Origin of the sequence: Rhodoglobus aureus (assembly GCF_039527955.1) — a bacterium.
Classification (GTDB): domain Bacteria; phylum Actinomycetota; class Actinomycetes; order Actinomycetales; family Microbacteriaceae; genus Rhodoglobus; species Rhodoglobus aureus.
The window spans coordinates 199,509-212,435 of the sequence record NZ_BAAAKW010000017.1; the positions used below are offsets into that span (position 1 = coordinate 199,509).

Here is a 12,927-nt window from a genome sequence, read left to right on the forward strand (position 1 = left end):
GGTATGACTGAGCACGAGACACAGGCACAGAACTCGCACGGGCAGCGCGGTAAGCACGACATGCAGCCGGGCGAGAAGCACCAACCGAGCGAGAAACACGACGCCCACGATGAACACTCAGGCCACGGCGACCACGTAGCCCAGTTCCGTCGGCTGTTCTGGATCATGCTCGTGATGGCACTGCCGGTCGCCGGTTTCAGCATGATGTTTTCCCAGATCATCGGCTACACACTGCCCGACGTCGCCTTCGTGCAGTGGATCTCGCCAGTGCTCGGCACCGTCATGTTCTTCTGGGGCGGCAAGCCCTTCCTCACTGGCGGCCTCTCTGAGTTGAAGGCTCGCAAACCCGGGATGATGCTGCTCATCTCCCTAGCCATCACCGTTGCATTTTTCGCATCATGGGCATCCACTCTTGGTCTCATTGCTCACGAACTCGACTTCTGGTGGGAGCTCGCCCTGCTCCTCGTGGTGATGTTGCTCGGCCACTGGGTCGAAATGCGTTCGCTCGCTCAAACCTCTAGCGCTCTCGACTCGCTTGCGGCGCTGTTGCCCGATGAGGCCGAAAAAGTTGAGGGTGACAGTTTCGTCACCGTGCACCCCTCCGACCTGGTTGTTGGTGATGTCGTGATGGTGCGCCCCGGCGGTCGAGTGCCCGCCGATGGTGAGATCACGGAGGGCCGGGCTGAGCTAGACGAGTCGATGATCACCGGAGAATCTCAGCCGGTTGCCCGTGCTGAGGGTGACCGTGTGGTTGCGGGAACCGTCGCCACCGACAACTCGATCCGCCTGAAGGTGACCGCGATTGGGGATGACACGGCGCTCGCCGGCATTACCAGGCTCGTCGAAACCGCCCAAAACTCTTCGTCTCCCGCCCAACGAATCGCGGACACCGCCGCTGGCTGGCTGTTCTGGTTCGCACTCGGCGCCGCAGCGATCACCGCAGTCGCGTGGACGCTCGTCGGCAACCCCGACGACGCGATCGTGCGCACCATCACCGTGCTCGTGATCGCCTGCCCTCACGCATTGGGTCTCGCGATCCCGCTTGTCGTCTCGATTTCCACAGAGCGTGCGGCCCGTGCCGGCGTGCTCGTAAAAGATCGCCTCGCGCTCGAAACCATGCGCAAGGTCGACACCGTGCTCTTCGACAAGACCGGAACCCTCACCAAGGGCGAGCCAGCTGTCACTCACGTCGTGGCTGTCGGGGATGCGAGCGAAGATCAAGTGATTCGGCTTGCAGCTGCAGCCGAGTACGACAGCGAACATCCGCTGGCCAAGGCAATCGTGACGGCAGCGAAAGATCGTGAGCTCGACCGGGCGACCGCCTCACAATTCAGCTCGTCGAGCGGAGTGGGTGTCGAAGCTACTGTCGACGGTTCCACGATCAGCGTTGGTGGGCCGAGCATGCTTCGCCAGCACGATCAGAGTGCGGTCGAAATGACCACGACGTGGGCAGATGAGGGCGCAATCATTCTGCATGTGCTCTCTGACGGGCACGTGATTGGTGCGATCGGTCTTGCGGATGAAGTGCGCGAAGACTCCCGCCAAGCTGTTGATGCACTCCACGATCGGGGCGTCACCGTCGTGATGATCACGGGCGATGCCGATGCTGTTGCTCAGTCGGTGGCCGCAGAACTCGGCATTGACCGGGTGTTCTCGGGCGTGCATCCAGAAGACAAAGCAAGCAAGGTCGCCGAACTGCAAAAGGCGGGCGGCATCGTCGCGATGGTGGGTGACGGCGTAAACGACGCACCGGCACTTGCCCAGGCGGATGTCGGAATCGCGATCGGCGCTGGAACTGACGTAGCAATTGCTTCGGCCGGTGTCGTGCTGGCAAGTGACGACCCCCGCTCAGTGCTCGCAGTGTTCGAACTTTCGCGACGCAGCTACGGCAAGATGCGCCAAAACCTGTGGTGGGCTGCCGGCTACAACCTCATCTCGGTGCCCCTCGCCGCAGGTGTACTCGCGCCCATCGGCTTCGTGCTGCCCATCTCGGTTGGTGCCCTGCTGATGTCAGCTTCGACCGTGGTCGTTGCTGCGAACGCACAGCTGCTGCGTCGGCTCGACCTGCGGCCCGAAGCGGTTATTCGCAAGGACTAGGCCGGCGGTGGCGGCAGCGCCGCGCATCATCCGAAAACCTCAATCGCTGTGAGTGAAAGGGAGACGGCATGGACGATTCCAGTGACGATCAGTACGACCCCCAAAGCCCCAACGTAGAGCGGCGACGGTGAAAGGTTCGAGTGTGGGTTGTAGCCGGGCAGCCAGTCCTCGACCAGAAGCAGGAAGGCCTCAAAGGCCGACCGTCGTGCGATCACAAGGGTAACGCCGACGGCGATCAGGAGTAGGACTATCGGGATGCCTCCCCAGGGGAAGTCATTCATGCAGCTGCTCCTCGTGCTGGGGGTGATGCGGATCGTGGTTGTGCCTCACCGCGCCCCTTGATTGCGGTGAGTGTTCCGTGCCCGAGTGCGGCGATGACCGCAACTGGGACACAAACGGCAATCGGGTTCCATTCTGTGAACCACACCACCCCGACAAGCCCGAAGCCGACCGCTCGCGGTCGCCGGATTCTCGATCACGGTCAGGAGCATAGGGGGCGCCGACCACGCAATGATGAATAGTCCCGCGATTATGACGCCAGCTAGGGGGCCCGTCCACGCTAACCCCACCCAGAGAGGGCGCTTAAGTAGAGAGCCCTTCATCGCATAGTCACCACGGGGCGGACATTCGAACTAGTCGAGAGCAACTGAGCTCACATCCGACATTGACTAAACCTTTCCGGGAATCGCTCGCTCATGCGTTGTTCTCCGAGAGCATTTCCACGGCCACGGCGTGCCCGCAGTGAGCCGCCGTTTCCAGGAGCTGTGCGAATCACCGAGTTCGGAGCCCCGACGCAACACTTCTTCAGCCCGTGCGAACTCTCCGCGTTCTTCGAGGAGATCGGCATACGGGATCATGCTGACGATCTCCAGCAACGCATAGCCGGCCTGAAGCAGCCTCTCGGCCTCGCATTCTCTTGCGGTCGCCTGAAAGAGTTCAGCGAGCGCGGTGCGAGCTTCCTCATAGTGCCCAATCCCGCGTAAAAGCAACAGTTCGGCACCGTGATCCTTGCGATCTTCCCACATCCAGAATCCGGCGATCCCGGCCGCACGGTTACCGTCAGGTCCGTTATCCTCTGCCGCTCTCAACATGAGGGCCTCGGATGCCGCGAGTTGCCCATCATCCACTCTCAAGTTCCACGCCTCCCGCTCCATGGCGATCCGGTAACCCTGATCGCAGAGCGTTTGGAGCACCTCGCGCGATTCCTCGACACGTTCGCTCTCGTCGAGAGCCCACGCAAGGTTGAAGCCAGCATCGGGATCCTTGCCGACTCGCCAAGCATGCTCAAACGCGGACACTGCTCGCGGCACGTCGGCGAGTGTCATCAAACTGTTCCCCAGGTTGATGCCCGCCCACTCCTCACCGCGCTCGATAGCGGCCGTGAAAATTAGGATCGCAGTGTCGTGGTCTCCACGATCCGCCGCATCGCAACCAAGGTCGGTCAACTCGGAATCAGACAATGACTCGTACATCACTCTCCAATCCTTGACCGCATGTGGTCGCCTTTAATGATCGACGTAGATGACAGCAATCTCGTCCGCCCCGTCGATAGACCCCAGCGTGGTAGGTATCGATGACTTTAGCGAGGTCGCCCTCAGCCTCGCGAACGACGCGGTCGATGGTCGCGGGTTTTGCAGAGATGTCACGTACATCTCGGTAGCGGTCGAGGAGTACTCGAGTCACCGCTGGGCGCTGTACGAACTCGTGCACTTGGCGGCGATATCCATAGCCGAGAGAGGTGTCGAACTCCCATCGAACACCGTTCTCGTCGATCAAGGCCATGGTTATCATCCGGATCCGTCGAGGGGCGGTGTTGCGCGCCTACTCATCTGACTCGCAAGTCTTTCGAAGAGCGCGCGATTGCCGCGGCCCAGCAATGTGCCCAAGCCGCGGCATCGCCCGGCCGCGAGTTAGTTCTTTCCACGAGCGGCCAATCCTAGATCCTTGCGAGCAGCTCGCGGCAACGGCTGGAGGGCGCTTGAGGTGGGTTCCGGCGGCAGGGGGTGCGCGCGCAGCAAGCCGCTCCGCAACCTTTGTGGCGATGGGGAGCGCGTTATTTCGGGTCACTTTTCTATCCTCGGGCCGTTCGACAGCAATTCGATGCGCCCGTAACCGCGGTGCCGGTGGATAGGTAGCCATCTCGCCGATATGCGAAACACCAACCGGCCAGCATGCCGTTCCCAACCCACTCGTGTGGCACGGTCCGGCTGGTTCCAGGTGCCGTAGCCCGACCGTGCAGTCTCCCCGCGTTGATAGCTAAACAAGGCATGTACCAGCGCCGGCAGCGACGCATCATCCACGTTCTCGATCCCCAAGTCCGCGGCCAACTCGGGATCGATGTATTTCCGCAGTCGCCGTTCAAGCTCAGCAGGCTCCGGATGCGCGTCGGGCGGCACCGCAATCGAAACAAATTCGCCGTGCGCAACTAACTTCAGCCGTCGCCCGTGCCCGTCGAATGCTTCGTAGACGCCGTCGACGACATCGATCGCTTCCATCTCCAGGCACGCCATTTCAACGGTCGGGTAAACCATGAGGTTACCCTCCTCGTCGATGACAATCGGAAGAGCCGCATCCATCAGAGCACCACGTCTTTCGCGCACCACGTCGACTGCCGCACCAGCACCAAAGTCATGAGAGCCTCACCGCCCCATTGACCAACGCAACACCCATCACGATCGGTAGTAACGCCCAGTAGTCGCTCATCGGTGTGCTTTCTCAAGAAACAGCGTCGGGTGCGGCGTGGGCTGCAATCCTGAGCCGCACAGGTGTAATTGAAGCTATCGGTTGCGCGACACCAACCTCTAGAGATTTTCATGTTTCGTGGGCTGATGTCCCTCGGTTTGGGTGGAGCTGTCCTGATCCCCGAGCTATCTTCGGAAGTTGAAACCCAATCGGTAGACCACTTGCACGGATAGTCACTGGATCTCAAAATTGTTGAGCGTGGGCCGTAGGGTGCATCCGGAGTCGGGGAGTGCTCGGCTGAGAGGCTTGCGAAGCCGCTCGTCGGGTTCGCTACCGGAGGGGGCGACGCAGGGAAAGTCGTCGCCGTATAGGGATGCGATGACACCGCCCGATGCCTGCGATTGCGGGCGACAATGGGGCATCAATAGGGTTCGACGCTGTGTCTTTTGCCGTCTTACTGTTGTGGCGCAAAGCGGCTTCGCCGCTCGCATGCTGGGCATCCGCTGAGGCACGCCACGCAGATGACTCTCACGCAAAAACTGCCCTCATCGTCAACACGACACGCCGCATGTCCCTCGAACGGGGGGTATGCCTCGCTAGCGCAACGCGAGTAACTTCACTCACTACCCCCTCATTGGGGGTCAGAAACAAACAGAGCAAGTAACATCACCCGCCCCGCCAGTGCGTGCTTACCAGCGCGCCGCCCCCTGCGCTCGCCCCCGTCGTGCGCCCCCAATTAGCGCGACCCTAAGACCGACACCCGAAATGTCGTGATTCCCGATGCATGTGCTTTTTCGCCCTCCCCTGAATGCCCAAACAACCCATCGTGCACTGAGTTCTACCGCCTCAGTGCGAACGTTTTGCTCTCGAGAGTCGAGCGATGAGTGAACTGCGAAAGTTCCCTCCTCTGCCCCAAACCGATCGAGAGCGCGGTCACCTTCGGTTAGTCGAAGCCGCCGACTTCCACCCGCAACCGTCGAGCACGCGCCATCCAGAATCCGGTTTGGTCTGGGCGCGCACTTACCAAACCAAGCTGCTGCTGACCGATGCCGCGATTATCGCCATCACGATGATTGCCGCGCTGATCACGCGCGCTGAACTGACCCGCATTCCCCAGTTTCTGGCGGGAGTGAATCCATTGATGTGGCTCGGGCTCGCCGGCATGGCACTGATGTGGCTCGCGCTGCTCCAGATTTTCCACACCCGCGATCGTCGCGTCATCGGTGCCGGGCCCAACGAGTACAAAAGTCTCATTACCGCGAGCATGACCGTTTTCGGGCTGCTGTCGATCACCCTGCTGATCGTCGAAGCAGGCTTCCCCGGAAAGGCTGCAGTGCTAGTAATGGCGAGCGGCGTCATCGTTCTCCTGGCGAGTCGGTGGTTGTGGCGACGCTGGCTCAACACGCAGCGCAGACTTGGTCGCGCACTATCTCGTGCGGTTGTCGTCGGAACCCGTAGCGAAGTCGACTATGTCATTTCACGAATCAAAGGCAACCTGAGTGCGGCATTTGCGGTCGTTGGTGTGCTGGCTGAACCAGACTCTGAGCATTCGCCGAAATCCGACTCCTCTGCCAGATACGGATTTGGGCCGGAGCGGGTTGCCGAGACAGCCGCCGAGCTGGGCGCTGACGCTGTGATTGTTGCCGGCGACCACGGATGCGGCAACGACTTCATCCGCAACCTCGCTTGGCAGTTGGAGGGCACAGCGGCGGAGCTGATCTTGGCCTCACGTCTCGCCAATGTCGCCGGGCCGCGCATCCACTTTCGACCAGTCGAAGGCCTTCCTCTTATACACGTCGAAATTCCGCAGTTTGAGGGAGGAAAACACGTCGTCAAACGCGGCCTCGACATTGTGGTCTCGGCGCTCGCGCTCGTCATCCTTTCGCCACTGTTTCTCCTCTTAATAATGCTGATCCGTTGGGATAGCCCCGGAGGAGCTTTCTTCAGCCAGGTTCGGGTGGGGCGCAACCTCGAAACGTTCCGGATGTTCAAGTTCCGTTCGATGGTGACAGACGCATCAGAGAAGCTTGCCGAACTCACGGACAAAAATGAAGGCTCCGGTGTGCTCTTCAAGATGAAGAACGATCCGAGAGTGACAGCCATCGGTCGCTTCATCCGAAAGTACTCACTCGATGAGCTGCCCCAGATCTGGAATGTACTGAAAGGCGAAATGAGTCTCGTGGGCCCCCGCCCACCGCTGCCCAACGAAGTGCGTGCTTATAAAGGAAAGGTGAACCGCCGCATGTACATCAAGCCGGGGCTCACCGGCATGTGGCAGATCAACGGTCGCTCCGACCTGAACTGGGAAGACAGCATGCGACTTGACCTCTACTACGTCGAGAACTGGTCAGTCGTCGGAGACCTCGTAATCATGTGGCGCACCTTCAAAGTGCTCATCCACCCGGTGGGGGCGTACTGATGAAACGCTCACCGACCGGCGTTCGTGCCAAAGCAATGAACGGTCCAGACAACTACCACCTGCGGGTCGCCAATAACCCCCAGGCGCCCTCACAGTTGCCGTCGGGAGGCATGTGAGGGCAAACACCCGTCGCTGATGTGTGCCACGAAAGGTGGAACTTTTGTGTACGTGAACGATGCCACGCTGAGCAGAAGGGTCGTACTGGAACCGGCGGCCGTCTCGGGGCGCCGCGGTGCCCTGCGATCCACGCTCACTGGTGTCGGACGCTAAGTCCCCCCAGCTTTGCGAAGCGGACTGTGCCGTCAGCGGCGGGCTAACCTCTCCAGCTGGTTAACGGTCGCTCGCTCGGGCTCAGGCCTTGACCGTCGCTGGAACTATCATCAGACGCTTAGCTTGGCGGAATAGTGTGACGTGGTCACGGGTTCGCTCCAGTGAACGCGCGCTGGCAGTTTCTGCTGCCGATCGAGCCGTTTCACCGCCGCGAGCCCACAACGATCAGGAGCGATATGACTCTTACCCAGCAACTCAAAGACCGCGCGGATTCGTCAGCAGCTACCAAGTCTGCCGAAGACAGCGACACTCTCAGCAACTCGGTGCGCGTAGTAGAAGCGGCCGGCATCATCAACAATGCGTTGAAGGTGGGCGACACGGCCCCCGATTTTGAGCTGCCAGATGCTGCGGGAAACCAGGTGCGTCTGTCTGAGCTACTTAAGGCTGGCCCTGTCGTGATCGCCTTCTACCGCGGAGCTTGGTGCCCGTACTGCAACCTCGAACTCAAGGCATTGCAAGAGAAGCTGCCTGAGTTCCGTGACGCCGGTGCGGCGCTGATCGCGATCTCGCCGCAAACCCCCGACGAATCACTCTCGACCGAAGAGAAGCACAACCTCGAATTCCCCGTGCTTTCCGATGGTGAGCTGACCGCTATCAACGGTTTCGGCCTGCTTCACCCGGTGGATGACCGCACCAAGGCTTTCTACGAGAAGTCGGGCTACGACCTCATGAAGTCGAACGGTGCCACCGGATGGCAACTGCCGCTTCCCGCGACCTATGTGATCAAGCAAGACGGCACGATTGCCTTCGCGTTCGTCAATGCTGACTACAAGCTGCGCGCGGAACCCGCCGATGTTATTGAGGTCGTGAAGGGGCTTTAGCCCACGGTCGGAACGATCGCCGCCCGCTTCGCTGTGGGGTCGCTTCGCGGGCGTAGGCTGGGGCAATGATTGACACCCAAGTTTTTCTCGTGGCCGTCTGGGGATGGTTTTCGCTCGCGATTGTGACCGCAGGACTGGCCGAGATGAAGCGTCGTGGCCGCTTGACCTGGTTTCTCTTAGGCCTCCTTTTTGGCCCGATTGCTACCGCGCTAGTTGTCATTTGGCGCCGCCCCGATTCCCCATTCGGAAAGTAGAAACTGCATGTCTCACCAGTTCGCCAGCTATGTCGCTATCGGTGACAGTTTCACTGAAGGTGTCGGAGATGAACTGCCGGATGGCCGCGTGCGCGGTTGGGCAGATCAGGTTGCGTTAGGTCTTGCGCTTGCTTCGCCCGCGCCCGTCTCCTATGCGAACCTCGCGATCCGCGGACGACTGCTCGCTCCCATCGCTGGGGAGCAGCTGCAGGCGGCTGTTGCCCTCCGACCTGAGCTGATGAGCATCAACGGTGGCGGAAACGACATAATGCGCCCCAAAGTTTCGCTGGAATCGATCACCGACCAACTGCTTGCCGCAGTGGATACGGCGACGGCCAGCGGCATCCACGTTCTCTTGCTGAGTGGTGGCAACCCGAGCAAGCACTTGCCGTTCGGTGCGCTCATATCCACCCGCGGTGATCGTTTGGCGCAAGAAGTGATGTCTCGGGCGTCGAAAGACAACGTGACGTTTGTGAACAACTGGGCCGATCAAGAGCTCGCAAAGCTGCGGTACTGGTCGGTCGACAAACTGCACCTGAACACGCGCGGTCATGCCCGGGTTGCCAGCAATGTGCTGTCGGCGCTCGAGATTCCCGTGCCCGACTTTGCCGCCGATGAGGGGCCAGCGGATGACGCCCGCCCCCGCACCGCGGCCTACTGGCGCGAATACGTGCTCCCGTGGATCGGCCGCCGTCTCACAGGCCGTTCCTCGGGCGACAACCGCGAACCGAAGAGTGCAACCCTGCAGCCTGTGGTGGTTGAGAGGCGCTAGCCTCGTCCCGCAATAACCTCAGCGAGGCGCGGCAACTGGGTCTCATCGGCGAGTGCCGAACCGACCGCAACAACCTTGGCGCCAGCCTTGAGGTAGTCGCCAGCGTTGGAGGCATCCATTCCTCCGGTTGCCACGAAACGCATGCTCGGGAACGGTCCAGCCATTGCGCCGAACCAGCCCGTTCCCAAAATGGATGCCGGGAAGGCTTTCACCCAGGTGAGCCCGGCGCTGGAAGCAGCCTGAACTTCGGATGCCGTGGCGACACCGGGAAGCGGCGGCATGCCTGCATCGAACGAGGCACGAACCACGTCGAGATCGAAGCCGGGGCTCACGGTGAACGCGGCACCGGCATCCGCTGCTTGGCGAACGGTTTCGAGCGACACGATGGTTCCGGCACCGACGGACTTGCCCAGGTCTTTGCCCGCGGCGACGACTGCACGAAGCGCGTCGATGTCTCGCTCGGACTGAATCGGTACTTCGACGGAGTCGATTCCGAGCTCCCACGCGGTGCGAGCCAACTCGACGCTTCGTTCCGCACCGAAGCCGCGGAGGATGGCCATGAGGGGCTGGCCGTCGAAGAGTTGGTCGAGTGATTCGTTAGAGATGTGAGTCATGGGGAGTGCCTTTCAGCGGAGGGAGGTGTTCAGTGTGTGGGGTGGGGGAGGTCTGTCGTGGACTGCAAGACGAGGGCCGCGCGATCGTGGCCGAGGCTGAGGCGTTGTTCTGGCGTGAGGTCGGTGAGGTAACCGCTCAGGTAGCCGGCGGCGAAGGCATCTCCGGCCCCGACGGCTTCAACAACATCAACGGTGTGGGCGGGCACGAAGACGTGGCCGTCCGCGTTGAATTCGGTGGCGCCGACATCTCCGTCTTTGATGACTAAGAACGTGGGGTTGCCGAGCAACGCCCGAACCTCGTCTGGCGTTGTCGTGCCCCAGAGCACTTCCGCCTCATCGAGGCCCACGAGCACGATGTTGGCGCGTTGTGCGATTGCGAGCAAGGTCGGCGCGGCTTCCTCGATCGGCCACAAACCAGCTCGGTAGTTGACGTCGAAGCTCAGGGTGGTGTCGCTCTGCTCGGCGCGGTCGAGCACGGACTCGATGAGGTCGGCACAGGTGGCCGAGAGTGCGGACGTGATCCCCGAGATGTGAGTGATCGCGGCCCTCTCCAACGGAACGTCGCTGAGGTCAGCGGGGGTCATCGCTGAGGCGGCCGATCCGGCGCGATAGTAGATCACGCCGGTGCCGGGATCTTTGAAATAGAAGCCGGTCGGGGCATCCGTGCTGAATTGCACGAGGCTGGTGTCGACTCCCCGCTCACGCAGTTGGCGTTCGACGCGACGCCCGAAAGCATCCGCGCCGAGGTGGCTCACCCAGGCTGCATTATGGCCAAGGGCAGACAGGTGGACTGCGACGTTTGATTCTGCGCCCCCGGTTTCGAGGCGAAACAGCTCGGCGGTTTCGAGGGGCTCGGCCACGGTGGGCGTGATGAGCACCATCGTCTCGCCAATCGCGATGATCTCAGGCTGTTTATTGGGCTGCACGTCTCCACTATCGACCATGTGCGCATTCTGTGCAACACTGTTGCATATACTGCAACAGGCGCGAGCGAGCAGCGAACGCGGCTGAACAGCAACACTGAGGAGCCCGGATGTCACAGAGTGTTCGTCGCGCAGCGCGAATTATCGATTCGATCGCCCGTCGCCCGGCCAGCGTGAGTGAGCTCGCCGAAGAGTTCGAGGTTCACCGCTCCACAATGTTTCGCGAGGTGCAGTCCCTTGAAGAGGTCGGGTATCTGCGCAAGCGCAAAAACGGCCACTATGTTCTTGGTTTGCACCTGATGGCCCTGTCGCACCTTGCTGCCGAGAGTCTTGACCTGAAAGAGATCGCCCACGACCGGCTTGTGCAGCTTCACCGCACCGTGGGCAACACCATCCATCTCGCTGCTGTCGTTGATCAGAGCATCGTCTACGTCGACAAAGTGGAAGACACGAGTGGAGTGCGCATGTATTCCCGCATCGGCAGCGCCGTTCGGCCATACTGCAGTGGGGTCGGCAAAGCGATCCTCGCCGAATTGCCCGCTAACGATCGGGATGCCGTTCTGAACGGTGTCGTGTGGCAAAAGTTCACCGACAAAACGTTGACCACGCGGGAGGAACTCGATGCCGAGCTGGCGAAGGTCAGCGCCCGAGGCTGGGCTGTCGATGATGGTGAGTTCGAAGACTTCGTGAACTGCGTGGCCGTGCCGATTCGCAGTTCGGCAGGTGTCGTTGGCGCCCTGTCGATCACCGCTATCCGGATGGTCGCCGACCTTAACTCCTTGAAATCTCACCTGCCGCTGTTGCAGAGTGTGGCGCGCGAGATCTCCGCGGAGTTGGGCGGAGCCTAACCAGCGCCGCTCCAGGCCGCGGGCACGAGCGTCCACAGGGCGCAAGGGGTTCCTTGGCTGGAGGTGATTTCGTGTCCATCTTGACAGGCGCAGCGGATACCGACAGAATCAACCACACGCTTTGTTGCCTAATATGCACATTATGTTTCGCATAAGTATCTCACCCGGCCCAACGAAGGGAAGCGGCATCCATGACTGACCAGACCGATCAGGCTGACCAGACCGAACCGATTGGCCCCGCCGACGCGAGCATTGCGCCTCGCTACGCCGGAATCGCCACATTTGCCCGCTTGCCTCGCATCGAAGACGTACCGCGCGCCGACATTGCCGTCGTCGGAGTCCCCTTTGATAGTGGAGTCAGCTACCGCCCCGGAGCGCGATTCGGCCCAGCCCACGTGCGCGAAGCCTCACGACTGCTGCGCCCGTACAATCCGGCGCAAGATGTCACTCCGTTCAGCACTCAACAGGTGGTGGATGCCGGAGACATTTCGGCCAACCCCTTCGACCTCAGCGAGGCGGTGGCCCAGATTCAGCAGGCGGCTACCGAGCTGAGCGCCGACGGCAAGCGACTCGTCACGATCGGTGGAGACCACACCATTGCGCTTCCCCTGCTTCGCGTAGTTGCTGAGAAGCATGGTCCCATCGCGGTGCTCCACTTCGACGCCCACCTCGACACCTGGGACACCTACTTCGGTGCTCCGATCACTCACGGCACGCCCTTCCGCCGGGCCTCAGAAGAGGGCCTCATCGACATGCACGCGAGCATGCATGTGGGCATCCGCGGTCCGCTGTATTCCCGCGATGACCTCCGTGACGACGAACGACTCGGCTTTGCGATCATCTCCAGCGTCGAGATCGAGACCGAGGGGCTGCAGAGTGCGATCGAACGGATGCTCGCCCGCCTCGGCGATCGTCCGGTTTACGTTTCGGTCGACATTGATGTGCTCGACCCGGCCCACGCGCCCGGTACCGGAACTCCAGAAGCTGGCGGAATGACTAGCCGCGAACTGCTCGCGATGCTGCGCGCTCTGCGCAACGTCAACATTGTGGGGGCAGACGTTGTCGAGGTCGCCCCCGCCTACGATCACGCGCAGATCACTGCCGTGGCGGCATCCCATGTGGCCTACGAAATCATCTCGGCCATGACTCCGAGCACAACTTTGTGAA

General features: G+C 61.2%; 13 protein-coding genes. 8 read left to right on the forward strand and 5 right to left on the reverse strand.

The genetic code is table 11. The annotated features are described in order from the left end of the window. Positions 1 to 60: 60 nt before the first annotated feature. On the forward strand, positions 61 to 2,097 hold the full coding sequence (locus ABD112_RS04480; RefSeq protein WP_343923822.1) for a heavy metal translocating P-type ATPase: 2,037 nt from the start codon (positions 61 to 63) through the stop codon (positions 2,095 to 2,097). Positions 2,098 to 2,123: 26 nt separating this feature from the next. On the opposite strand, the gene ABD112_RS04485 is transcribed toward ABD112_RS04480, so the two are convergent. Together ABD112_RS04485 and ABD112_RS04490 are read right to left on the reverse strand one after the other, a co-directional pair. Beyond that, entirely contained in the window at positions 2,124 to 2,378 is a 255-nt protein-coding gene (locus ABD112_RS04485; protein ID WP_343923553.1) for a hypothetical protein, read from the reverse strand. Positions 2,379 to 2,765: 387 nt separating this feature from the next. After that, complete coding sequence (locus tag ABD112_RS04490; protein WP_343923823.1) at positions 2,766 to 3,569, reverse strand: tetratricopeptide repeat protein; 804 nt, start codon at positions 3,567 to 3,569, stop codon at positions 2,766 to 2,768. A gap of 49 nt (positions 3,570 to 3,618) precedes the next feature. On the opposite strand from ABD112_RS04490, the gene ABD112_RS04495 reads away from it, so the two are divergent. Then, positions 3,619 to 3,930, forward strand: coding sequence for a hypothetical protein (locus ABD112_RS04495; RefSeq protein WP_343923555.1), 312 nt, complete (start codon positions 3,619 to 3,621; stop codon positions 3,928 to 3,930). 230 nt (positions 3,931 to 4,160) lie between these two features. On the opposite strand, the gene ABD112_RS04500 is transcribed toward ABD112_RS04495, so the two are convergent. Then, positions 4,161 to 4,673: a hypothetical protein gene (locus tag ABD112_RS04500; RefSeq protein WP_343923557.1), complete on the reverse strand. Its 513-nt coding sequence runs from the start codon at positions 4,671 to 4,673 to the stop codon at positions 4,161 to 4,163. A 986-nt stretch (positions 4,674 to 5,659) separates the two neighbouring features. Between ABD112_RS04500 and ABD112_RS04505 the strand changes: the two genes are divergently transcribed. The 4 genes from ABD112_RS04505 to ABD112_RS04520 all read left to right on the forward strand — a co-directional run bounded on the left by ABD112_RS04505 (position 5,660) and on the right by ABD112_RS04520 (position 9,375). Next, complete coding sequence (locus ABD112_RS04505) at positions 5,660 to 7,198, forward strand: sugar transferase (RefSeq protein WP_343923559.1); 1,539 nt, start codon at positions 5,660 to 5,662, stop codon at positions 7,196 to 7,198. 506 nt (positions 7,199 to 7,704) lie between these two features. Then, positions 7,705 to 8,349, forward strand: coding sequence for a peroxiredoxin-like family protein (locus ABD112_RS04510; RefSeq protein WP_343923561.1), 645 nt, complete (start codon positions 7,705 to 7,707; stop codon positions 8,347 to 8,349). Positions 8,350 to 8,414: 65 nt separating this feature from the next. Further along, the gene (locus ABD112_RS04515) at positions 8,415 to 8,603 is read left to right on the forward strand and encodes a hypothetical protein (RefSeq protein ID WP_343923563.1); all 189 of its coding nucleotides are present in this window, start codon (positions 8,415 to 8,417) and stop codon (positions 8,601 to 8,603) included. 7 nt (positions 8,604 to 8,610) lie between these two features. Then, complete coding sequence (locus tag ABD112_RS04520) at positions 8,611 to 9,375, forward strand: SGNH/GDSL hydrolase family protein (protein WP_343923565.1); 765 nt, start codon at positions 8,611 to 8,613, stop codon at positions 9,373 to 9,375. Here the strand turns inward: ABD112_RS04520 and ABD112_RS04525 are convergent. Both ABD112_RS04525 and ABD112_RS04530 read right to left on the reverse strand, forming a co-directional pair. Next, positions 9,372 to 9,989 (reverse strand): bifunctional 4-hydroxy-2-oxoglutarate aldolase/2-dehydro-3-deoxy-phosphogluconate aldolase, encoded by a 618-nt coding sequence (locus ABD112_RS04525; protein ID WP_343923567.1) that lies wholly within the window; start codon positions 9,987 to 9,989, stop codon positions 9,372 to 9,374. The two genes, ABD112_RS04520 and ABD112_RS04525, sit on opposite strands and share 4 nt — an antisense overlap. A gap of 29 nt (positions 9,990 to 10,018) precedes the next feature. Then, positions 10,019 to 10,933: a sugar kinase gene (locus tag ABD112_RS04530; RefSeq protein ID WP_343923569.1), complete on the reverse strand. Its 915-nt coding sequence runs from the start codon at positions 10,931 to 10,933 to the stop codon at positions 10,019 to 10,021. A gap of 89 nt (positions 10,934 to 11,022) precedes the next feature. On the opposite strand from ABD112_RS04530, the gene ABD112_RS04535 reads away from it, so the two are divergent. Beyond that, a complete protein-coding gene (locus ABD112_RS04535; RefSeq protein WP_343923571.1) occupies positions 11,023 to 11,760 on the forward strand; it encodes an IclR family transcriptional regulator in 738 nt (245 codons plus the stop codon). Between the two features lie 191 nt (positions 11,761 to 11,951). Then, positions 11,952 to 12,926 carry an agmatinase gene (gene speB / locus ABD112_RS04540; RefSeq protein ID WP_343923573.1) on the forward strand — a complete coding sequence of 325 codons (975 nt, stop codon included), beginning with the start codon at positions 11,952 to 11,954 and terminating at the stop codon, positions 12,924 to 12,926. Position 12,927 lies beyond the last annotated feature (1 nt).